Source organism: Campylobacter sp. CNRCH_2015_0338h (genome assembly GCF_025772785.1).
Classification (GTDB): Bacteria; Campylobacterota; Campylobacteria; order Campylobacterales; family Campylobacteraceae; genus Campylobacter_D.
Window position 1 is genome coordinate 1 of sequence record NZ_JAKMST010000010.1, and the last position, 22,056, is coordinate 22,056.

Below are 22,056 nucleotides of genomic sequence, written 5' to 3' on the forward strand. Positions count from 1 at the left end.
AACTACACCACTTTTACAATTAAATCCCAAAGAAAATTTCAGGTTTTAATCTAAGCATTAAACAATATGCAGCCAAACTAGCTTGTTCTCTTGTGTAATTTCTATTGCCTTGTATGTGAATGCATTCTTGTAGAAAGGTTCCATCTTTATACATAGCTCCTATGTAGATGGTACCTGCTTTGGTATTTTTATCATTTTCTTCTCCAGCTACCCCACTAAGCGCTAAAGCAAAATCACAATTTGTGGTTTTAAAAATCCCTTTTAGCATAAAATAAATACAACGATCAGAGTATTCTCCAACACTTTCTAAGGTATCATTGCTCACCCCAAGCCAAGAATTTTTCAAACGATTAGAATAAGTGATCAAAGAACCCTCAAATACACTAGAAATTCCTGAATTTTCAGCAAATTTTGAAGCACAAAGTCCAGCTGTGCAACTTTCTGCAAAGGAAATTTTTAAGTTTTTTTCTAAAAGTTTTTTAGCTATAAATTTAATAGGATCATTTCCTAAAAATACTTTGCCCGTAAAAAGTTTGAAAACCCCTTTTAAAAAGCCCTCTAGTTTTCCATACTGACTAGCGCTTGCTCTAATACAAATGAGATTATCTAATAATGCACTTGAGCTAGTTTGAATTTCAAAAGAAGTAGTAAGTGTGCTAAGTAAGATATTTGCACTCATTTCATCTATATCTAAAAGACAAAAATAGGCATAATCAAGTTCAGGATTTTGTAAAATTAAAGGCAATTTTTGCTCTATATTTATGTTTAATAAATTAATATAGCATTTTTCAAAAGAACTTAAAAAGGAATTTTTTTCACGCAAAGCTTTTGAGGGTACTAAAGTATCATTTTCTAAGATTAAAACATCATCATTTAAGGTTGCTATGATTTTAGCTATGGTTGCATAGTATTCGCTAATGCTAAAAATGGTTATATAATCATATTCTTTAGAAAGTTTTTCAAGTAAAAAAGGAAGTTCTTTGTCAGGTTTGTTTATAAATTTTAGTTCATGAAGTTCTAAAAATTGTTTTTTGTATTCTTCTTGTATATAATGCATATAATTTTCATTAATGATGATTTCACTACCTATAATGATGATAAGATGTTTCATGATTTTCCTTTTTTTCTTGCGATTATAACAAAAAAATAAGTGCAAATTAAAAGTATTTTAAGTAGAATTTACTATTTTTAAATTTTTCAAGGTGGATTATATGGATTATAAAGATACGCTATTGCTTCCAAATACGACTTTTGCAATGCGTGCAAATTTAGCAGAGCTTGAGCCTAAGCGTTTTAGCAAGTGGTTTGAAAACAACTATGCTTATGAGAAAATGAAACAAAAAAGACAAGGGGTAAGTGAGAGTTTTACCTTGCATGATGGCCCTCCTTATGCTAATGGACATTTGCATATTGGCCATGCTTTAAATAAAATTTTAAAAGATATCATCATCAAAATGCATTATTTTCAAGGTAAAAAAGTGCGTTTTACTCCGGGTTGGGATTGTCATGGTTTACCGATAGAACAGCAAGTTGAAGTTAAGCTTAAAGATAAAAAGCAAAGTTTAAGCAAAAAAGAAATTCGTGAGTTTTGTAGAGAGCATGCGAGAGAATTTGTAAATATCCAAAGAGATGAATTTAAGTCTTTGGGTGTGATTGCTGATTGGGATGAGCCATACTTGACTATGAAAAATGCTTTTGAAGCTGACATTTACAAAGCTTTATGTAAAATCGCTAAAAAAGGACTTTTGCTAGAAAGAAGTAAGCCTGTTTTTTGGAGTTGGGCTGCTAAGAGTGCATTAGCAGAAGCTGAAGTAGAGTATGAAGATAAAGAAGATTATTCTATTTTTGTAGCATTTGAGCTTGATAAAACTTCCCTTGAAAAGCTAGGTGTAAAAAAAGCTAAAGCAGTCATTTGGACTACCACGCCTTGGACTTTACCGGCAAATCAAGCCATATCTTTAAATCCAAATGAAAAATATGTTATTACTGAAGAAGGTTATATTTTTGCTAAAGCCTTGCTTGAAAATATGATCAATAAAAACTTCACTCAAGGAAAAATTCAAAAAGAACTTTTAGGCTCTGAATTTGAAAATTTAAGTGCTATTAATCCACTCAATCAAAGAAAATCCACTCTTATTTTAGGCGATTATGTTTTAATGGAAGGTGGAACAGGGCTTGTACATACTGCACCAGGTCATGGTGAGGATGATTATTATGTGTGCTTAAAATATGGCATTGAAGTGATTATGCCAGTAGATGATGGTGGGTGTTATGATGAAACACTAAGAGCTAAAGGACTTTTACCAGAACATTTGCTAAATGAATTTATAGGACTTCATATTTTTAAAGCAAATGAACGTATTTTAGAATTGCTTGGCGAAGCTTTGCTTGAAAGTTCTAAATTTACACATTCTTATCCATTTTGTTGGAGAACGCATAAACCGGTTATTTATAGAGCTACAAAACAATGGTTTATCTTAATGGATGAGAAAAAGTTAGATGGAAAATCTTTAAGAGAGCTAGCGCTAGAACAGTTAAATAATGTGAAATTTTACCCAGAAAGTGGGGTAAAAAGACTTGGTTCTATGATAGAAAATCGCCCTGATTGGTGTATATCAAGACAAAGAGATTGGGGTGTGCCTATAGCATTTTTTAGAGATAAAAACACTAAAGAAGTGGTTTTTGATGATGATGTTTTAGATCATTTGGTGGGAATTTTTGAAGCAAATGGAGCTGATGCGTGGTGGGATTTAGAAATAAAAGATTTATTACCGCCAAATAGCAAATATGATCCAAATAATTTAGAAAAAGTTTATGATATTTTAGATGTTTGGTTTGATAGTGGTAGTACTTGGGAAGCAGTATTAAACTCAGCTAGATATGATGCAGGAGAATACCAAGCTTCAATGTATCTTGAAGGAAGTGACCAGCACCGTGGATGGTTTCAAAGCTCACTTTTAATTTCTACCGCGATTAATCACAAAACCCCATATAAAAACATACTTACTCATGGCTTTACCGTAGATGAAAAGGGTCAAAAAATGAGTAAATCTAAGGGTAATGTGATTTTACCTCAAAATGTAGCTAAAAATTATGGGGTAGAAATTTTAAGACTTTGGATAATGCTTAGTGATTATTCAACGGACTTGAAAATTTCAGATAATATCTTAAAACAAGTAAGCGAGCAGTATAGAAAGATAAGAAATACTATAAGATTTTTACTTGCAAATACTAATGATATGGAATTTTTAGAAACAAAAAATTTCACACTTTTAGATAAGTGGATTTTAATGCGTGCGAAAGTTGCTTTTGAAGCATGTGAGGCTGCTTTTGAAAAATATGAATTTGCAAAAGGCTTTAGTGTGCTTTTAAATTTCTTAAGTGCGGATTTAAGTGGAATTTACTTAGATGTGTGCAAAGACAGATTATATTGTAATGCAAAAGATGACACAAAGAGAGTAAGCGCACAAAGTGCCATGGTGTTAATAGCTAGAAAACTTTTTGCACTTTTAGCTCCAAGTTTAACTTACACCATAGATGAAGCTTTAGAGCATGCAAATGTGGCTATTAAAGAAAATGCTAAAGATGTGTTTGATTTGGTATTAAAAAATGGCTTTGATTATGAGTATAAAATCGAAGATGAATTATTTATAAAATCAAGAGAAAAATTCTTTGAACTTGTTGATGTATTAAAAAAAGACAAAATCATCAAATCAACTCAAGAGTTAAGCTTGCAAACAAGCGCAAATGAGCTTTTGAGTGAAGATATTGAAGAAGCAGCTGATTGGTTTATGGTAAGCTCGGTAGAAAGCTTAGACGATAAAGAAGCTTTGAGTGAGTTTAAAATAGATGATCATAGTTTTAAAATCGTGCGTTCTTCGTTACACAAGTGCCCAAGATGTTGGAAGTTTTTAGCAAAAGAAGAAGAATGTTTATGTCCAAGATGTAATAGTGTGGAAAAAGCAAAAAATGTTTGAGCAAGCTTTACCTTTTAGCGTGGTGGTGATTACTTTATTGAGCTTTTTATTTATCACGCTTTTTTTGTTTTATTTGGTTAAAAAATTTAAGGATAAATAATGGTAACTTTAAAAGAAGCTTTGAAATTTTCAAATGAAGAATTAGAAAATCTAAAAAAAGAATTAAATGAAAAAGCACATCAGCAAAAGCATTTAGGTGCTTATGTAGAGCAATTTTTAAATAAAGACTTAAGCACTTCAGGTGCTGGTGTACCAGTAGCTATAAAAGATAATATTAGTGTAAAAGATTGGGAATTAACTTGTGGTTCTAAAATTTTACAAGGCTATGTGGCTCCTTATGATGCAAGTGCTATTGTGAATTTACGCAAAAATAATTTTGCTCCATTTGGAAGATGTAATATGGATGAGTTTGCTATGGGAAGTACGAGTGCGACTTCTTTTTATGGTAAGACTTTAAATCCGCTTGATAATACTAAAGTTCCAGGTGGAAGTAGTGGAGGAAGTGCTGCTGCAGTTGCTGCAGGGATAGCTTTAGCAAGTTTGGGTTCAGATACAGGTGGTTCGGTAAGACAGCCTGCTGCTTTTTGTGGTTGTGTTGGGTTTAAGCCAAGTTATGGAAGAGTTAGCAGGTATGGTTTAGCAGCGTATTCTTCAAGCCTTGATCAAATCGGAGTTTTGACGCAAAATGTTGAAGATGCTGCGATTTTATATGATGCTATTGCAGGTTATGATGAAAAAGATAGCACAAGTGCAAACATAGCTTTTGAACCAACCGCGCCAAAACTAAATGCAAATAAAAAGCTAAAAATAGCTGTGATTAAAAACTATGTAGAACAAACTAATGATGATGTAAAACAAGCCTTATTAAAAACCATAGATATGTTAAAAGCAAATGGCCATGAGATTGTTTATAAAGACTTAATGGATTCTACATTTGATGTTGCGGCTTATTATATCATAGCAGCAGCTGAGGCAAGTGCAAATTTAAGCCGTTATGATGGTGTAAGATATGGTAGAAGAAGCGAAAAATGTGACAATCTTAGCCAAATGTATGTAAATAGCAGAAGTGAGGGTTTTGGAGAGGAAGTAAAAAGAAGAATTTTACTAGGAACCTTTGTTTTAAGTAGTGGCTATTATGATGCATATTATATCAAAGCACAAAAGGCTAGAAGATTTATCAAGCAAAAATATGAAGAAATTTTAAATGATTGTGATTTGATTTTTATGCCAGTTGCTCCAAGCGTTGCTTTTGGCCTTAATGATATCAAAACTCCAGTGCAAATGTATTTAGAAGATGTATTTACTATTTCGGTGAATTTAGCAGGACTTGGTGGCATTAGCGTGCCTGTAGGAAAAAATGAAAATGGACTTAATATTTCTGCTCAGCTTATATGCAAAGCTTATGATGAACAAACTTTATTAGATGGTGCTTTGAGCTTGGAAGAAATTATCAAAAACAAATAAAGGAAAAATTATGAAAATCATAAAACGCGCTTTGACTTTTGAAGATGTTTTACTAGTTCCTCAATATTCTGAGGTTTTACCTAAAGAAGTAGATATCAAAACAAGGCTTACAAAAAATATTACTTTGAATATGCCTTTAATTTCAGCTGCTATGGATACGGTTACTGAACATAGAGCCGCTATCATGATGGCAAGACTTGGTGGTATAGGGGTGATCCATAAAAATATGGATATAGCTTCACAAGTTAGAGAGATAAAAAGAGTTAAAAAAAGTGAAAGTGGCGTGATTATGGATCCTATTTATATAGGGCCTAAAGCAAGTGTTAAAGAGGCACTAGAACTCATGGCTGAATATAGAATTTCAGGCGTTCCTGTGGTAGATGAGAATAAAACTCTAATAGGAATTTTAACTAATCGTGATTTGAGATTTGAAACTAATTTTGATAATTTAGTAGAAAATGTAATGACAAAAATGCCTTTAATCACTGCTAAAAAGGGTTCTACTTTAGATGATGCAGAAAGGATTTTCTCTACTAATAAAGTAGAAAAACTTCCTATTGTAGATGAAAATAACCACTTAGAAGGCTTAATCACTATAAAAGATTTAAAAAAACGCAAGGAATATCCAAATTCAAATAAAGACGCTTATGGAAGATTAAGAGTGGCTGCGGCTGTGGGTGTGGGTCAGCTTGATCGCGTAAAGACTTTAGTGGAAGCTGAAGTTGATGTTATAGTAATGGATAGTGCGCATGGGCATTCTAAAGGGATTATTGATACATTAAAAGCAATTAAGGCTGAATTTAATGTAGATGTGATAGTAGGAAATGTTGCTAGTGCAAAAGCGGTTAAAGATCTATGTGAAGCAGGTGCAGACGCTGTTAAGATAGGTATAGGGCCTGGAAGTATTTGTACCACTCGTATTGTTTCGGGTGTGGGTGTACCTCAAATTTCAGCCATAGATGAATGCGCAATAGAAGCGAGTAAATATGGCGTGCCAGTAATTGCTGATGGGGGTATAAAATACTCAGGCGATATTGCAAAAGCTATCGCAGCAGGTGCAAGTAGTGTGATGATAGGTTCACTTTTAGCAGGAACTGATGAGAGTCCAGGTGAGTTATTTACTTACCAAGGAAGACAATATAAGAGTTATCGTGGTATGGGAAGCTTAGGTGCTATGCAAAAAGGAAGTTCTGATAGATATTTCCAAGAAGGTACAGCCCAGGATAAACTTGTACCTGAAGGTATTGAAGGTAGGGTGCCTTATGTAGGAAGTATAAAAAGTGTAGTGCATCAACTTTTAGGTGGACTTAGATCTTCTATGGGTTATGTGGGTGCAGTAGATATCAAAGCTTTCCAAGAAAGAGCTGAATTTGTAGAAATCACCGCAGCAGGATTAAAAGAAAGCCATGTGCATGATGTAACTATCACAGCTGAAGCACCAAATTACAAGGTAAGTAATTAATGGAATTTGAAGATCATATCAAACAAGCTGAGCTTTCTTTGGAAAAACTTAACGATAAAGATTTAGACCTTAAAACTTGTGTGGAAATTTATAAAGAAGGTTTAAAAAGTATCAAGCAAGCAAGAACTATGCTTGAAAATGCTAAATTAGAAATCGAGCAAGTAGATGAGTAGTGTTGTAGCTTTACAATTTCCGACTTTAGCTTTGAGTGAGTCAAGGCTTGATTATTATCTAAAAGCTGCTAAGGAAAGTGGTGCTAATTTGGTGGTTTTAGGTGAGTATGTTTTAAATAGTTTTTTTAGTGAGCTTAAGAGCATGCCAAAAAGTATGATTAAAGAGCAAAGCCAAAGTAAAAAGGCAAGCTTGATAAAACTTGCTAAAAAATATGATTTAAACATTATTGCACCATTTATCAGTGTAGAAAATGATGGTTTAAAAAAACTATGCTTAAAGGTAGGCCCGCAAAATGTAAAAATGTATGAGCAACAAATTTTAATGCCTTATGCACACTGGAATGAAGAAAAATTTTTTAACAATAAAAAAACTGATAAACTTAAACTTTTTACTTTCACGCATGAGGGTTTAAAATGCGCTTTGCTTTTTGGCTTTGAGGCGCATTTTGATATCTTTTGGCAAATGATTATGAAAAAAAAGATTGACTTAGTCATCATTCCTACAGCTAGTACTTTTGAAAGCAATCAAAGATGGCTAGAGCTTTTAAAAACAAGAGCCTTTTTAAACTCAACAAGCATTTTAAGGGTTAATCGCATAGGTAGCCCAAAGCAAGAAAATGATTGGAAATTCTATGGAGATAGCTTTTTTATCAATGCTTTTGGGGAAGTGCAAGAGCAACTTGGCGATCAAGAAGAAATGCTTGTGATAGAAGTTAGCAAAGCAAATGAGGCTAGAAATTTATGGGGCTTTGATAAGCTTATAAAAAATTATGAGGAATAATCTTTTTTAACAAGAAAATATTATTAAAGGTGTATAATGAGAAAAATTTTATTGCAAATTCTTTCTTTTAGTTTTATTTTTATGGGAATTTTTGCTTTAGTTAGGTTTTTGATGATAAAAAATTTAACCAATGAAAGTGAAAATACCTTAATGGTATATGTATATGGACTAGGTCATGATATGAGAACCTTTAGTGCTATTTTTTTACCTCTATTTTTGTGTGGTTTATTTTCTTATATAAGTTTGGTTTTTAAAGATAGAAAATATCATGCTACGGGGGGGGGTAATCGCTAAATTTTATATTTATCTTTCTAGTTTTTATGTAGCTTTTATAGCTTTTGTTGTTTTAATTTCTGCGTTTATGTATTATTATTACTTTCAACTTTATGCAAGCAAAATTGATATTTTTATTTTTGGTTTAAAAGATGATAATACTAAGGCGATATTATCTATAGTTTTTTCTGATTATCCCATTATAAAAGGATTGTTATTAGCTGTAACTTTTAGCATATTTTGTTTTTATCTTAATATTAAAATTCTTAGCTTAAAACTAGAGACTATTAAAATAAAACTAGTATTTTTTGTTTTATTAAACATTTTGCTAATTTATGCTTATGTTGTAGCGCTAAGAGGACATTTTACTTATAATGCATTGAGAGCTTCAAATTATGAATTTAGCACCATAAAAGCTTTTAATGAAATTTCTACAAATCCTTTAATGGCTTTTTCATGGGCATATAAAGAGTATAAAAATCAACAAGAATTTAAAAGCGTAGATATAAAACAGCTTAATCAACTAGAAGAAAAACTTTTTCCTATGTTTGATACTACTTTGACACATCAAAATCATGCTAAAAATCATATTTATATTAACATCATGGAAAGTTTTGGTTTAAATTTAGCTGAGTTTGGCACTGAAAATACTAATCTTTTGGGAAATTTAGAAAAACATTTTGAGCAAGATATTATTTTTACTAGATTTTTATCCAGTGCAAACAATACCATAGAAAGTTTTAATCGTTTAGTTTTTTTAAGTCCAAATATTATTTCAAATGGATTGTATCAAAAAGAAAAATTAGTCTTTACACCTTTGCAAATTTATAAAAATGCAGGATATAAAATAGTTTTTGTTTATAGTGGTAATGCTTCTTGGTATAATCTTGGCAATTATTTTAAAAATCAAGGTGTAGATGAAGTTATAGATGAAAATACACTGATGCAAGATTTTCCACAAGCTAAAAAAACAAAACACAAATACGGTATAGCTGATGAGTTTATGTATAAAAAAATATATTCTATATTTGAAAATGCTAAAAATCCTACGCTAGTTATTTCTCTTAGTATTTCCACTCATAGACCTTATATACACAAAAGCAAAACACAACTTATCGATGAGAATGCTTTAGATGAAAAAATATTAAGTCAATTTATTATCAGTGATTTTATAGGTGCTTTAAATGCTTATGCGTATGCAAATGATGAATTTGGAAAATTTTTAGATCGCATAAAAGAAAGTAGTTTTGGGGAAAATATTATTATTGCTGCTACAGGTGATCATAGATTTAGAGATATTAAAATGGATATAAAATCCCAAAAAGCTTTTGCTTATAGTGTACCTTTTTATTTATATCTTCCAAAGTATTTAAAAAATGATATTTATTATGATAAAAATCGTGTGGGTTCGCATAAGGATATTTTTCCAACGCTTTATAATCTTACTCTTAGTGATACAAAATATTTAAGTTTAGGAGGAAGAGATATATTAGCACCTATAAAAAACGAAAAGCTAGAATTTGGTTTTAATGAGCTTGTTTGGATTGATCAAAATGGAGTGTATGATGGAAATAATGGTTATTATTTTGAAAATAATACTAGTATAAAAGATACAAATAAGGCTTTTGAGTTAGATTTATATCATAAAAATTTTTCAAAAAATTATAAAGACTTGTTTCAAAAGCAATTAAATTATAGACTAATTAATCTTAAAACATCAAACAATGGTGATTAGATTTTATTTATAAAGATTTTTTATATTTTATTTTTAGTAAATAAATGATAAAATTTTGCCTTAAATTTTCAAAAAATTTGAGGCAAGAATGCAAAAAATTCATTTTATAGGTATAGGTGGTATTGGAATTTCAGCTTTGGCGAGATTTTTAAAAGAACAAGGCTTTAAGATTAGTGGTTCTGATATCAAAGAAAGTAAAATCACAAAAGAATTAGAAAAAGAAGGCATAGATATAAAAATTCCTCATCATAAAGACAATGTTAAAGATGTGGATTTAGTGGTGTATTCAGCTGCTATTAAAGAAGATAATGAAGAATTAACTAGCGCAAAAAAGCAAAACATCACAACACTTTCAAGAAAAGAAGCCTTGCCTATGATTTTAAAAGACAAAAGAGTTTTTGCAGTTGCGGGAGCTCATGGCAAAAGTACAACTTCAAGCATTTTAGCAAGCTTGATAGAAGCTTCTGTGATTATTGGCGCAGTGTTAAAAGAAAGTGGCACTAATATGCTTTATAAAGAAAGTGAAAATCTCATCTTTGAAGCTGATGAGAGTGATAGTTCTTTTTTAAACTCAAATCCTTATTTAGCTATAGTGACTAATGTTGAAGCAGAACATTTAGATCATTATGGAAATGATCTTGCAAGATTGCATAAAGCTTATGAAGAATTTTTGCATTTGTCTAAAATTCAAGTGATTAATGCTGAAGATGAGTTTTTATCAAGTTTAAATTTAAATAACGCTAAAAAACTTTACCCAAACAAAGATATCACAAATATTTATATGAAAGTAGAAAATTTTAAGCCAAAAACTTATTTTACACTTAAAGATTTAGGTGAATTTAGTGTTTTTGGTATGGGTGAGCATGTAGCGATGGACGCTGCTTTAGCTATTTTGGCTGCGAGTGAATTTATAAATATAGAAGAGCTAAAAACTAAGCTTTTAAAATACCAAGGCATTAAAAAAAGATTTGATATTTTATTTGCAAATGAAAACATGGCTTTGATTGATGATTATGGACATCATCCAACAGAAATCAAAACCACACTTAAAGCAGCAAATGAGTATGCAAGGCTAGCTGGATATGAAAAAATCATAGCTATTTTTGAGCCTCATCGTTATACGCGTTTAAGTGCAAATATAGAGTATTTTAGTGAAGTTTTAGCAAATGTTGATGAGCTTTATATTTTACCTGTGTATGCAGCAGGGGAAACTAAAATAGAGATTAATATGCAAAAATACTTTCCAAAGGCTAAATTTATAAAAGAAATCAAAAGAGAAGAAAATGCTATTTATCTTGATGATGAGTTGATTGAAAATGGTTTGGTAATAGGCTTTGGTGCGGGAGATATTAGCACAAAGCTCAGGGGAAAGTATGTTTAAGATTTTTTTATATATCTTAGCTTTTTTTGCGATTTTACTTTTTTTCATTTTTTTGCGTAAAAAAATAGGTAAGATTAGTAATTATCTTTTGATTTTAGTGTTGATTTTAATGATTGCTTTTGCGATTAAATTTGAGTTAAGTGCCACAAGAAGTGGGGTTTTAAAAAAAGAAACACTCAATGCGTTTTTACAAGGACAAAGTCTAATTTGTAAAGATATTAATGTCACCAAAGAGTATTTTAACTTCGAGCATGGAACACAAAGTTTTATTTCAAATGGCAAAAATAAACAATTTAAAGCCTATGTTTTTGATATAAAAGATTGCAAGGTAGATAAATAATGCAAGGGCAATTTTTTAAAAAGCTAGATTTAGATGGCTATATAGAAGACTTTAGAGGACTTTTTGCAAGAGATAAAGAAATTTTTTTACAAGGTGATAGCAAGCTTCATTATAAAAGGATTAATGAGCTTTCGCTGATAGATTTTAATCCCCCGCCTATGATAGATGAGCTAAATAGTGTTTTAACTCATCTTAGCAAGCAAGGAATTTTACATTTAAGCCAAAGCTTTGAATTTATTAAAATCTGTATGTATTTTAGATACTTAAAGGGCTTAAAATTTGAAGAAAGCTTAAAAGAATGGCTTTTAAAAATAGAAATTCCACAAGCTATTTTAGAGCTTTTTGAGTATTTTGATGAAAAGGGTGAGATTAAAGAAAGTGTTGATGAAAGACTTGTTAATTTAAATTTAGCTCTAAAAATGAAAAAAGAAAGCTTGGTGGCCGAGTTTAAAAAACTCACCTATACTAAAAATCTTAGTGCTTATTTAATTGATATACAAATCCATCTTATCAATGGTATGGAAGCCTTGCTTTTACGCGGTGGGTTTAATCATGTCTTAAAAGCAAAAATCATAGGTAGAAGTAGTGGTGGCGGATTTTATGTGGTGCCTTTAAGCGTAGAAAAAATTCAAAGCCAAATTGATGAAATCAAAGATGCTAAAGAAGAAATTTTTTATGAGTATGCTAAAAAAATTAGCTTGACTTTTTATAAAAATTTGATGTTTTTGAAATTTATCAATAATGCTTTTGATTTATTTGATCATTATAGCGCTAGAGTTTTGATGGCTAAAAAACATGATTATGAGTTTGTTTTAGCTGATAGTTCTAATAATTTAAGTTTATATAACTTCGCACATCCGGCTTTAAAGAATGCAAAAAGCGTTAATATAGAGTTTAATAAAAAAGTTTTAATCATCACGGGTGTAAATGCAGGTGGTAAGTCTATGCTTTTAAAAGGAATTTTAAGTGCAGCTTTACTTGCAAAGCATTTGCTTCCTATGAAAATTAATGCACAAAAAAGCCAAATAGGAAATTTCAAAGAATTTGATGCGATTTTAGAAGATCCACAAAATGTAAAAAACGATATTTCTACTTTTGCAGGAAGAATGTTACATTTTTCTAAGCTTTTAGGTAAGAAAAATGTTTTATTAGGGGTTGATGAGATAGAGCTTGGAACAGATTTTGAAGAAGCAGCGTGTTTATATACTGAGCTTATTTCTAAGCTTTTAGAACAAGATAATAAAATCATCATCACAACCCATCATAAACGCCTTGCTATGCTTTTGGCCAAAAATTCACAAGTAGAACTTATCGCTGCTTTGTATGATGAGGAACTATCACGCCCAAAATATGAGTTTTTAAAAGGTACTATAGGTAAATCTTATGCATTTGAAACGGCTTTAAGATATGGCATAAGTGCAAATTTAGTACAAAATGCTAAAAAGCTTTATGGCGAAGATAAAGAAAATTTAGAAGAAATGGTAAGTAAAAATATCAATCTTGAACTTTCTTTACGCAAGAAAAATGAAGAACTTGAGAAAAAAGAAGCCAAAGTAGATGAAATTTTACTTTCACTCAAAGATCAAAAAGAAAAAAATGAGCAAGAATTTAAAAAGCTTGTTTCTAATTTAGAGTTTAAATATCACAAAGCCATAGAAGAAGCTAAAAAAACAATAAATCTAAAAGATATCAAAGAAAAACAAAGAAGTTTAAACAAAGCCAATGAACTTAAAAAAAGCATTGTTTTACCAAGTATGGAGCAAAATGAAGAACTTAGAGTTGGGGATTTTGTAAAATATGAAAAAATCAAAGGTAAAATCACAGCTATTTCAAAAAATGATGCAATGATTCAAAGCGATGGTTTGAGTTTGCGTGTGCCATTAAAGCTTCTTAAAAAAAGCAATCAAACCCCTACACAAAAGGTAAAATCAAGTGTTAATGTAACCCGCCCAAGTGCTTTAAATATGACTTTAGATTTACACGGCTTAAGAAGTGATGAAGCGCTTGAGAGATTAGATAAATTTATTTCTGATGCTTTGATAGTGGGTTTTGATGAGGTGATAGTTTATCATGGTATAGGCACAGGAAAATTAGCTTTTGCGGTAAAAGAGTTTTTAAAAGCTCACAAAAGTGTAAAAAGCTTTAATGACGCACCGATTAATCAAGGTGGTTTTGGTGCTAAGGTGGTTAAGCTTTAAGTAAAATTATAGTAAAACCTTTAAAACAATAATGAGGTTTATTAAATGAAACAAGTGATGATTTTAAGTGGCGCAGGTTTATCCGCTCCAAGTGGTATAAAAACTTTTAGAGCTAATGGTGGGCTTTGGGAAGAGCATGATGTGATGGAAGTTTGCTCTGCAATTGGCTTTAGAAAAAATCCTAAAAAAGTTTTGGAATTTTACAATAAAAGAAGAAAAGAACTAGCTAGTGTTAAGCCAAATCACGCACATGAAATCATCGCTTTATTAAAACAAAAATTTCCAAAACAAATTAGCATTTTAATGCAAAATGTAGATGATTTATTAGAGCGAGCAGGTTGTGAAGAAGTGGTGCATTTGCATGGTTTTTTACCTGAGCTTAGGTGTTTAGAGTGTGAAAATATTTTTTACATAGGCTATGAAAGTAGTGATGATAAAATTTGTCCTAAATGTCAAAGCAAAAGTGTAAGGCACAATATCGTGATGTTTGAAGAAATGGCGCCAAATTATAAAATTTTATATGAAAAATTACAAAATTGTGATTTATTTGTATGTATAGGTACAAGTGGGCAGGTTTTACCCGTGGGAGAGTATGCAAGAGTATGTAAGCAAAGTATATTAAATAATCTTGATGAGGATAAATATTTAGAAAGTAATTTCACAAAAGTTTATATAGAAGATGTTTGCACGGCTATTGATAAAATCAAAATCGATATAGAAAATTTCTTGGAAGCAAAATGCTAGAAGTAATCTTACAAGGCATAATTTTAGGTATGGGTGTGTCTGTGCCTTTTGGGCCTGTAAATATTTTAATCTTAAATACTGCTTTATCTTCTTTTAAAAATGCTTTTTGTGTTGGGCTTGGCGCTTTAAGTGCTGATATACTTTTTTTGATTTTGATTAATCTTGGGCTTTTAAGCTTTGCAAATAATGAATTTTTTTATAAAATACTAGCTGTTTTTGGCTTTTTCTTTTTGAGTTTTATGGTATTTTTAATGCTAAGAAAAACAAGAAAAGTCGATCTTAACAAGGTAAATAAAACACATCCTTTAAAAGGTTTTAGTAAAGGATTTTTCTTAAATGTTACAAATCCTTATGTTATAGGCTTTTGGGTGAGTGTAGCAGGGCTTAGTATGCAGAGTAAAAACTCTTTTGCTTTGCTTTTTGGTTTGGTGGGTTTTATTGTATTTTGGATTTTTACTCTATCGTTTTTTGTGTCTAAATTTAAAGCCCTTGTAAGAAATAAACATATATTTTATATCAATCTTTTTTCAGCATTTATTTTAGAGTATTTTGCTCTTTCTATGCTGTATAAAGCTTTTATAGGATAAAACATGCAAGTAGTTGAAATTTTTAAAGAATTAAGTAAATTTAAATCCATCACTCCAGATGATGATGGAGCATTAAATTATATCGCAGTGGAGTTAAGTGATTTTGAAGCTTTTTTTATAGAAAAAGAAGGTGTGAAAAATCTTTTGCTGACTAAAAAATTTAGCGATGATGGGGAACATTTGGCTTTTGGCGGGCATGTGGATGTAGTGCCTGCGGGAGAGGGTTGGAGTAGTGATCCTTTTGAGCCTTTAGAAAAAGATGGGTTTATTTATGTAAGAGGCGCGCAAGATATGAAAAGTGGTGTGGCTGCTTTTATGTGTGCGGTTAAGGAAGTGGAAAATTTCAAAGGAAGAATTTCGCTGATTTTAACAAGTGATGAAGAAGGCGAGGCTAAATTTGGTACGCTTGAAGTGCTTAAATTTATGCAAGAAAAAGATATGTTACCTGATTTTGCTGTGGTTGCTGAGCCAACTTGTGATAAAAAATTTGGAGATAGTATTAAAATAGGGCGTCGTGGCTCTATCAATGCAAAATTACTCATTAAAGGCAAACAAGGTCATGTAGCATACCCACAAAAATGCATTAATCCTGTGCATAATTTTGCTTCAGCTTTGAAATTTTTAGCAGGATTTGATCTTGATCCAGGCGATGAGGTATTTGCACCATCTAAAATTGTTATTACTGATATACGCGGTGGTATGGAAGTGTGCAATGTAACTCCAAATGATTTAAAACTGATGTTTAATGTAAGAAATTCTCCACAAACTAGCTTAGAAGATGTAAAAGCTTATGTAGAAAAGACTTGTGAAGGACTTGATTATGAATTAAGCATAAATCAAAGCTCAAAGCCTTTTTTAACACAAAGTGACTCTAAAATCGTACAAAAACTAAATGAAAGTGTGCAAAAAATCACTCAAATAGCGCCAGAACTTAACACCAAAGGTGGCACAAGTGATGCAAGATATTTTGCTGAGTTTGGTGTGAAGGTAGTAGAATTTGGCGTGTGTAATGATAGAATTCACGCCATTGATGAGAGAGTGAGTATAGAAGAACTTGAAAAATTGTATTTAGTTTTTAAAGATTTATTAGAGAATTTTAACTAGGAAAAAACATGGATATAATAGGAATTTAGAGTAGCCTCTCATTTAAGAGTACCTTGCAGCTACCGGCAAGTTAGCCCTCTAAACTTCTAAAATTATATCATTAATTTTTTAAAATGGAATTAATAGGAAATAAAATGTCTTTTGAGCTTGATGTAAGTAGCTATGAAAAAATAGAAAAGCTATTTATCAGTTTTAAATTAAAATGTGATTTTAAATTTAGAATGATAAAAGGGATCAATGTTTTGCATTTTGGATATTTGTGGGGAGCTTGCAAAGAAGCACAAAAGATTCTAGAAAAAAATCAAAAATGCGAAGATTTGTTTGAGCTAATTATGAAAATTTATTCCAAAAGACGTAAAAATCATCAAGCAAATTTTTTACTTTTACAATGTTATGAAAATGCTCTAAGAAGTACTTTAGCAGTAAAAATAGCAAATTTGTATAATAAGTTGGATGATGATTGGTTTAAATCTAGTGAAGAAGTTTTTAATCCTGCTTTAAAAAATCTTTTAAAAAAAGTTAAAAAGAGATGTCAAAAAATAGATGAATATAATAGTACTTGGCAAATTTTTGATGATTTTTGTTTGATTGATTTAGAAGAGATATTGATAGATCATTGGAGTGAATTTGCTTATATATTTAAAGATAAAAAAATATATAAAAATCAAGTCTTACCAAGTTTTGGCACCAAAGAGCATCTTAAGACAAAACTAAGTCAAATAAGAAAAGCTAGAAACGAAACCTACCATAATAAACCTACAAAAATAAAATTTAAAAAAGATTTGGAAATTTTACTTTTGAGACTTGGTTATAATTTAGAAGATGCTATTGATATTGGAGAGATAAAAGAAGCTATTATTTTAAGATTTAATTATAATAATGCAAGCGAGTAAGTATTTTAAGTAAAATAAATAAAGGTTTTAAATGATTATCAATGGACAAAAGCTTGAGTTAAAAGAGCTTAGATTTATGGATTATGTTAAAGAAAAGCAATTGAAAATAGAATTTATTGCCTTAGAATTAAACGGAGAAATTATCCCAAGGGATAAATTTGAAAATTTAATTTTAAAAGAAAATGATAAAGTAGAGATTGTTACTTTTGTAGGTGGTGGTTGATGAGAATTAAATTTAATGGTAGTATGATAGACACGCATTTTAAAAACACTTTGGAATTTTTTCAAAGTGTGAGTAAAAATGAAAATGATGTATGGATAATCAATGGTTTTGCGACAAAAGAAAGTTTGGAGCTAAAAGAAAATGATGAGCTTTTTTGTATAGAAAAAAATACTTTACCATCATATGAAGCTCTTGATGCTATGATGAGAGCAAGACATACTCCAAAGCTTCATGATAAACTCAAAAAGGCAAGTGTAGCAGTGTGTGGGCTTGGTGGGCTTGGATCGCATATAGCTATAAATTTAGCAAGAAGTGGGGTTGGTAGGCTTCATTTGATTGATTTTGATGTGGTGGAGCCAAGCAATCTTAACCGCCAAGCTTATATGGTGGAAGATTTGGGTAAATTTAAGGCTGAAGCTTTAAAAGATCAAATCGCTAAAATTAATCCTTTTATAGAAGTATTTGCACAAGTTTTAAAAATAGAAAAAGAAAATATAGCCGAACTTTTTACAAATGATGATATTGTTTGCGAAGCCTTTGATAGTGCAAAATATAAAGCTCTTTTAGCACAAAATTTTCACCAACATTATCTTCAAAAAACATTAATTTGTGCTTCTGGCTTAGCAGGATATGGCGATAGCAACAGCATACAAACAAGAAAAATCGCAAAAAACTTTTATGTTTGCGGTGATTTAAAAAACGAGGCAAAGGTAGGCAATGGACTTATGGCACCGCGTGTAAATATTTGCGCAGGACATCAAGCAAATTTAGTTTTAGAACTTTTAGCGAGCGAGTAATGGAAAAATTAAAAATAGGAAAATATGAGTTTAATTCTAGGTTTATTTTAGGTTCTGGGAAATTTTCTTTTGAGCTTATAAAATCAGCCATTGAAGAAGCAAAAGTTGAGATTATCACCTTAGCTTTGCGTAGGGTAAATGATAAAGGCATAGAAAATATACTTGATTTTATCCCAAAGCATATTAAGCTTTTACCAAATACTTCAGGTGCAAGAAATGCTAATGAGGCATTGCGTATAGCAAGACTTGCAAGAGAGCTTGGTTGTGGAGATATGATTAAGGTTGAAGTAATTAGCGATAGTAAATATTTATTACCGGATAATTATGAAAGTATAAAAGCAGTAGAACTTTTAGCAAATGAGGGTTTTACACCTTTGGTTTATATGTATCCTGATTTATATGCAGCACGTGCTATGGCTAATGCAGGAGCTGCTGCTATAATGCCTCTTGGAGCTCCTATAGGAAGCAATAAAGGCTTAAAAACTAAAGAATTTATACAAATTTTACTTAATGAAATTAGCTTGCCTATTATAGTAGATGCGGGCATAGGAAATCCCGCACAAGCTTGTGAAGCCATGCAAATGGGAGTAAGTGCAGTGATGGCAAATACTGCCATAGCTCAAGCTAAAGATGTATCAAAAATGGCAAAGGCTTTTGCTTTAGCTATAGAGGCAGGATATAATGCGTATTTAGCAGGCATAGCAAATGAAAGCACGCCAAGTGCAAGCTCGCCTTTGAGTGGTTTTTTAAGAGATTAAAATGCAAAAATATCCTCATATGCAAAGTATTGAAAGTGAAATTTCAACTAAGGTTTTAAAAGAAGTTGAAAATTTTGATGAAAGTAAATTTAGCGCTTTTGATGTAAAACAAGCTTTAGCTAAAGATTATCTTAACTTAGAAGATTTAAAAGCCTTGCTTTCAAGCACAGCGGAAGATTTTATAGAAGATTTGGCGCAAAAATCAAGCAAGATTACTCAAAAATATTTTGGAAATTCCATTTTGCTTTTTACACCTTTATATCTTTCTAATTTTTGCAATAGCAAATGCACTTATTGTGGGTTTCAAAAAGGAAATAACATTAAAAGAGCTAAGCTAAATGAGGCTGAAATTCACAAAGAAATGCAAGAGATTAAAAAAAGTGGTTTGGAAGAAATTTTACTCTTAACGGGTGAGGGCAGGGAGTATGCTAGCGTAGAATATCTTGCCAAAGCTTGTGAGATAGCAAAAGAGTATTTTAAGGTCGTTGGGATTGAAGTTTATCCTATGAATGTAGATGAGTATGCATTGCTTCATGAGAAGGGTTGCGAATATGTAAGTGTTTATCAAGAAACTTACAATCAAAAAACTTATTCTAAAATTCATATTGAAGGTGAAAAAAGTGTATTTGAGTATCGTTTTCATGCGCAAGAGCGAGCGTTAAAAGCGGGTATGAGAGGGGTTGCTTTTGGAGCTTTACTTGGTATAGATGATTTTAGAAAAGATGCTTTTGCTACGGCATTGCATGCGTATTTTTTACAGCAAAAATACCCTCATGCTGAAATAGCTTTGTCTATCCCTAGATTAAGACCTATTATTAATAATAAAAAAATTCATCCAAAAGATGTAAGTGAAACAAGACTTTTGCAAGTTTTATGTGCTTATAGATTGTTTTTACCTTTTGCAGGTATTACGATTTCTACGCGTGAAAGAGCAGGATTTAGAGACGGGGTTATTAAACTTGGAGCTACTAAAATGAGTGCAGGTGTGAGCGTGGGAGTAGGTGAGCATCAAGGCGATAAAAAAGGTGATGATCAGTTTCAAATTAGTGATATGCGTAGTGTTGATGAGGTTTTAGCTATGTTAAAAAATGCAAATTTGCAAGCTATAATGAGCGATAGTATTTATGTGGGATAAAAAAGTCATTGCTATTAGCGATAGTCAAAACACACAAGAAGATTTTTTAAATTTTATTGAAAAACTAAGCCAAAGTAGTATTGATGCTTTAGTGCTTAGAGAAAAACATTTAGATGAGTTAGAATACGCTAAATTAGCCAAAGAAGTATTAAAAATTTTTAATAAAACTCAAAAGATTTGCTTTTTGCATTATCATTATGAAGTTTGTTTAAAATTAAATCATCAATTTTTTCATGCTCCTTTATTTGTTTTACAAAATTGCCTACAAAGCTATAAAAAATTTGAGCTTTTGGGTACTTCCATCCATTCTAAAGAAGAATTAGATTTAGCTTATAAGCTTAAAGTAAGTCATACTTTTTTTGGACATGTATTTGAAAGCTCTTGTAAGGCTGATTTAGCTCCAAAAGGTATTAAGAATTTAAAAGATTTGTTAGAAGTTTCAAAAATACCCATTTATGCCATAGGTGGCATAAATACTCAAACTATAAACCACTTAAAAGATTTAAATTTAGCAGGTGTGTGTATAAGAGAAGCTTTGTATAAAAGTGAAAATGTAAAAAAATATATTTTAAGATGTAAAGACCTTTTAGTCCAAAAGGACTAAAAGATTATAACCAGAAGAAATATGCAATTATTGCAAGGCTAATTGAACAGAATATATTTAGTATGATTCCTACTCTTACCATTTCTTGTTGTTTGATATGACCAGTACCAAAAACTATAGCATTTGGTGGTGTAGCAACTGGTAGCATGAAAGCACAAGAAGCGCCAATAGCAATAATTAAAGCAAGTCCTAAAGCAGGAACACCTAAAGTATCTGCTATAGAGATAAACAAAGGCACAAGCAAGGCTGCTGAAGCAGTATTTGAGGTAAATTCTGTTAAAAATACTATAAAAAATGCTATGATTAAGCCTATAACAAATAAATGTCCATTTTCTATAAATGAAATAATGGTATCAGCCATAACCTTGCTAGCACCTGAATCTTTTAACACTACACTTAGAGTAATACCTCCACCAAAGAGCATTAACACGCCCCAATCAGTATTTTTTTGTACATTTTTCCAATCAATTACTTTAAATGCACATACTAAAACAGCTGCAAGCAAGGCAATAATTGCATCAAGATTTGCTATTTTATGTCCAAAAATACTTGTGATGATAGGACCTATATTGCCACTAAAAATCCAAGATAGAGCAACCACTAAAAAGATTACTAAAGTAATGATTCTAGGTCTTGTAAGTTCTATATTTTCAGTGTGTAAATCAACTTGTAGATTAAATTTAGGTTTAAACATAAAATACAAAATTAAAATCATTGCAGGTAAAAAGATTAAAACAATAGGAATACCATATTTTAACCATTGTGCAAAGCTAATGTGTAATTGAGTAGCAACAATAGCATTTGGTGGGGTTCCTACTATAGTGCCTATACCACCTATACTCGCGCTAAAAGCTATGCCTAAAAGAATGAAAACATAAGTATTTCTATCTTTTTGTGGATCAAGTGAAGCTAGCATGCCTATAGCAAGCGGAAGCATCATGGCTGCGGTTGCAGTATTGCTCATCCACATAGATAAAAATGCAGTAGTGATAAAAATATATAAACTTGATAAACCTAAATGTCCTTTTGCCAGGGTTAAAATTTTATGCGCAATTAGCTTATCTAGTTTTTGATGATGCATGGCTGCTGCTAGAGCAAAACCACCAAAAAATAAAAAGATATTAGAATCAGCAAAGCCTGTTAAAGCCTTAGCAGTAGGTAATAATCCTAAGATGGCTGCTAAAACAGGTACTAAAATAGCTGTAATAGTAACATGCAAAGCTTCGCTAAGCCACAATATAGCGATAAAGATCAACAGGGATAATCCTTGGTTTACCTTAGTTTCGCCAAAAGGGGAGAAATAAAGCAAAGCGATAAATAACACTAAATCAGCAATAACTATAAGTGTTTTTGTGTTTGAACTCATTTAACAACTCCTTTAAAATATTGTAGTTTTGTAACATATTCTAAATGAATTTTCTTTTAAA

Annotated in this window: 21 protein-coding genes; 19 read left to right on the top strand and 2 right to left on the bottom strand. The window is 31.2% G+C overall.

The genetic code is table 11. From position 1 onward, the window contains the following. Positions 1-19: 19 nt before the first annotated feature. Positions 20-1,111 (bottom strand): CinA family protein, encoded by a 1,092-nt coding sequence (locus tag L8X30_RS07055; RefSeq protein WP_263679621.1) that lies wholly within the window; start codon positions 1,109-1,111, stop codon positions 20-22. Between the two features lie 100 nt (positions 1,112-1,211). On the opposite strand from L8X30_RS07055, the gene ileS reads away from it, so the two are divergent. The 19 genes from ileS to L8X30_RS07150 all read left to right on the top strand — a co-directional run bounded on the left by ileS (position 1,212) and on the right by L8X30_RS07150 (position 20,629). Continuing rightward, on the top strand, positions 1,212-3,977 hold the full coding sequence (gene ileS, locus L8X30_RS07060; protein ID WP_263679622.1) for an isoleucine--tRNA ligase: 2,766 nt from the start codon (positions 1,212-1,214) through the stop codon (positions 3,975-3,977). Positions 3,978-4,076: 99 nt separating this feature from the next. Then, a complete protein-coding gene (gene gatA, locus L8X30_RS07065) occupies positions 4,077-5,441 on the top strand; it encodes an Asp-tRNA(Asn)/Glu-tRNA(Gln) amidotransferase subunit GatA (protein WP_214100538.1) in 1,365 nt (454 codons plus the stop codon). Between the two features lie 10 nt (positions 5,442-5,451). Beyond that, positions 5,452-6,903, top strand: coding sequence for an IMP dehydrogenase (gene guaB, locus L8X30_RS07070; protein ID WP_263679623.1), 1,452 nt, complete (start codon positions 5,452-5,454; stop codon positions 6,901-6,903). Continuing rightward, positions 6,903-7,076, top strand: coding sequence for an exodeoxyribonuclease VII small subunit (gene xseB, locus L8X30_RS07075; RefSeq protein ID WP_039628709.1), 174 nt, complete (start codon positions 6,903-6,905; stop codon positions 7,074-7,076). The genes guaB and xseB overlap by 1 nt, the downstream gene beginning before the upstream one ends. After that, positions 7,069-7,857 carry a carbon-nitrogen hydrolase family protein gene (locus L8X30_RS07080; RefSeq protein ID WP_263679624.1) on the top strand — a complete coding sequence of 263 codons (789 nt, stop codon included), beginning with the start codon at positions 7,069-7,071 and terminating at the stop codon, positions 7,855-7,857. Before xseB ends, L8X30_RS07080 begins: the two co-directional genes overlap by 8 nt. A gap of 36 nt (positions 7,858-7,893) precedes the next feature. Further along, positions 7,894-8,151, top strand: a complete 258-nt coding sequence (locus tag L8X30_RS07085; protein WP_263679625.1) for a hypothetical protein — start codon at positions 7,894-7,896, stop codon at positions 8,149-8,151. Then, positions 8,126-9,865: an LTA synthase family protein gene (locus L8X30_RS07090; protein WP_263679626.1), complete on the top strand. Its 1,740-nt coding sequence runs from the start codon at positions 8,126-8,128 to the stop codon at positions 9,863-9,865. The genes L8X30_RS07085 and L8X30_RS07090 overlap by 26 nt, the downstream gene beginning before the upstream one ends. Positions 9,866-9,953: 88 nt before the next feature. Continuing rightward, positions 9,954-11,246, top strand: coding sequence for a UDP-N-acetylmuramate--L-alanine ligase (murC, locus tag L8X30_RS07095; protein ID WP_263679627.1), 1,293 nt, complete (start codon positions 9,954-9,956; stop codon positions 11,244-11,246). Then, positions 11,239-11,586 (top strand): hypothetical protein, encoded by a 348-nt coding sequence (locus L8X30_RS07100; RefSeq protein ID WP_214100544.1) that lies wholly within the window; start codon positions 11,239-11,241, stop codon positions 11,584-11,586. The genes murC and L8X30_RS07100 overlap by 8 nt, the downstream gene beginning before the upstream one ends. Next, positions 11,586-13,784: an endonuclease MutS2 gene (locus tag L8X30_RS07105; RefSeq protein ID WP_263679628.1), complete on the top strand. Its 2,199-nt coding sequence runs from the start codon at positions 11,586-11,588 to the stop codon at positions 13,782-13,784. The genes L8X30_RS07100 and L8X30_RS07105 overlap by 1 nt, the downstream gene beginning before the upstream one ends. Positions 13,785-13,829: 45 nt before the next feature. Then, positions 13,830-14,528, top strand: a complete 699-nt coding sequence (locus L8X30_RS07110) for an SIR2 family NAD-dependent protein deacylase (protein ID WP_263679629.1) — start codon at positions 13,830-13,832, stop codon at positions 14,526-14,528. Further along, on the top strand, positions 14,522-15,115 hold the full coding sequence (locus L8X30_RS07115) for a LysE family translocator (RefSeq protein ID WP_263679630.1): 594 nt from the start codon (positions 14,522-14,524) through the stop codon (positions 15,113-15,115). The genes L8X30_RS07110 and L8X30_RS07115 overlap by 7 nt, the downstream gene beginning before the upstream one ends. A gap of 3 nt (positions 15,116-15,118) precedes the next feature. Next, entirely contained in the window at positions 15,119-16,219 is a 1,101-nt protein-coding gene (gene dapE / locus L8X30_RS07120; RefSeq protein WP_263679631.1) for a succinyl-diaminopimelate desuccinylase, read from the top strand. 134 nt (positions 16,220-16,353) lie between these two features. Beyond that, on the top strand, positions 16,354-17,112 hold the full coding sequence (locus L8X30_RS07125) for a CAAX protease (RefSeq protein WP_263679632.1): 759 nt from the start codon (positions 16,354-16,356) through the stop codon (positions 17,110-17,112). 31 nt (positions 17,113-17,143) lie between these two features. Beyond that, positions 17,144-17,335, top strand: a complete 192-nt coding sequence (gene thiS / locus L8X30_RS07130) for a sulfur carrier protein ThiS (protein ID WP_066006795.1) — start codon at positions 17,144-17,146, stop codon at positions 17,333-17,335. After that, positions 17,332-18,132 carry a thiamine biosynthesis protein ThiF gene (gene thiF, locus L8X30_RS07135; RefSeq protein WP_263679633.1) on the top strand — a complete coding sequence of 267 codons (801 nt, stop codon included), beginning with the start codon at positions 17,332-17,334 and terminating at the stop codon, positions 18,130-18,132. Before thiS ends, thiF begins: the two co-directional genes overlap by 4 nt. Next, positions 18,132-18,890, top strand: coding sequence for a thiazole synthase (locus L8X30_RS07140; protein ID WP_263679635.1), 759 nt, complete (start codon positions 18,132-18,134; stop codon positions 18,888-18,890). Before thiF ends, L8X30_RS07140 begins: the two co-directional genes overlap by 1 nt. A 1-nt stretch (position 18,891) precedes the next feature. Beyond that, the gene (thiH, locus tag L8X30_RS07145) at positions 18,892-20,025 is read left to right on the top strand and encodes a 2-iminoacetate synthase ThiH (RefSeq protein WP_263679636.1); all 1,134 of its coding nucleotides are present in this window, start codon (positions 18,892-18,894) and stop codon (positions 20,023-20,025) included. Beyond that, a complete protein-coding gene (locus L8X30_RS07150; protein ID WP_263679638.1) occupies positions 20,015-20,629 on the top strand; it encodes a thiamine phosphate synthase in 615 nt (204 codons plus the stop codon). The genes thiH and L8X30_RS07150 overlap by 11 nt, the downstream gene beginning before the upstream one ends. Positions 20,630-20,633: 4 nt before the next feature. On the opposite strand, the gene L8X30_RS07155 is transcribed toward L8X30_RS07150, so the two are convergent. Continuing rightward, entirely contained in the window at positions 20,634-21,995 is a 1,362-nt protein-coding gene (locus tag L8X30_RS07155; protein ID WP_263679640.1) for a DASS family sodium-coupled anion symporter, read from the bottom strand. Positions 21,996-22,056: the final 61 nt, after the last annotated feature.

Excerpts from the sequence above, each read along its gene's own strand:
- L8X30_RS07100 (WP_214100544.1), top strand. The coding sequence starts at position 11,239 with ATGTTTAAGATTTTTTTATATATCTTAGCTTTTTTTGCGATTTTACTT.
- ileS (WP_263679622.1), top strand. The coding sequence starts at position 1,212 with ATGGATTATAAAGATACGCTATTGCTTCCAAATACGACTTTTGCAATG.
- dapE (WP_263679631.1), top strand. The coding sequence starts at position 15,119 with ATGCAAGTAGTTGAAATTTTTAAAGAATTAAGTAAATTTAAATCCATC.
- thiS (WP_066006795.1), top strand. The coding sequence starts at position 17,144 with ATGATTATCAATGGACAAAAGCTTGAGTTAAAAGAGCTTAGATTTATG.
- L8X30_RS07055 (WP_263679621.1), bottom strand. The coding sequence starts at position 1,111 with ATGAAACATCTTATCATCATTATAGGTAGTGAAATCATCATTAATGAA.
- thiH (WP_263679636.1), top strand. The coding sequence starts at position 18,892 with ATGCAAAAATATCCTCATATGCAAAGTATTGAAAGTGAAATTTCAACT.
- L8X30_RS07140 (WP_263679635.1), top strand. The coding sequence starts at position 18,132 with ATGGAAAAATTAAAAATAGGAAAATATGAGTTTAATTCTAGGTTTATT.
- L8X30_RS07155 (WP_263679640.1), bottom strand. The coding sequence starts at position 21,995 with ATGAGTTCAAACACAAAAACACTTATAGTTATTGCTGATTTAGTGTTA.
- L8X30_RS07125 (WP_263679632.1), top strand. The coding sequence starts at position 16,354 with ATGTCTTTTGAGCTTGATGTAAGTAGCTATGAAAAAATAGAAAAGCTA.
- L8X30_RS07115 (WP_263679630.1), top strand. The coding sequence starts at position 14,522 with ATGCTAGAAGTAATCTTACAAGGCATAATTTTAGGTATGGGTGTGTCT.
- L8X30_RS07105 (WP_263679628.1), top strand. The coding sequence starts at position 11,586 with ATGCAAGGGCAATTTTTTAAAAAGCTAGATTTAGATGGCTATATAGAA.
- L8X30_RS07150 (WP_263679638.1), top strand. The coding sequence starts at position 20,015 with ATGTGGGATAAAAAAGTCATTGCTATTAGCGATAGTCAAAACACACAA.
- L8X30_RS07085 (WP_263679625.1), top strand. The coding sequence starts at position 7,894 with ATGAGAAAAATTTTATTGCAAATTCTTTCTTTTAGTTTTATTTTTATG.
- xseB (WP_039628709.1), top strand. The coding sequence starts at position 6,903 with ATGGAATTTGAAGATCATATCAAACAAGCTGAGCTTTCTTTGGAAAAA.
- guaB (WP_263679623.1), top strand. The coding sequence starts at position 5,452 with ATGAAAATCATAAAACGCGCTTTGACTTTTGAAGATGTTTTACTAGTT.
- gatA (WP_214100538.1), top strand. The coding sequence starts at position 4,077 with ATGGTAACTTTAAAAGAAGCTTTGAAATTTTCAAATGAAGAATTAGAA.
- murC (WP_263679627.1), top strand. The coding sequence starts at position 9,954 with ATGCAAAAAATTCATTTTATAGGTATAGGTGGTATTGGAATTTCAGCT.
- L8X30_RS07090 (WP_263679626.1), top strand. The coding sequence starts at position 8,126 with ATGCTACGGGGGGGGGTAATCGCTAAATTTTATATTTATCTTTCTAGT.
- L8X30_RS07110 (WP_263679629.1), top strand. The coding sequence starts at position 13,830 with ATGAAACAAGTGATGATTTTAAGTGGCGCAGGTTTATCCGCTCCAAGT.
- L8X30_RS07080 (WP_263679624.1), top strand. The coding sequence starts at position 7,069 with ATGAGTAGTGTTGTAGCTTTACAATTTCCGACTTTAGCTTTGAGTGAG.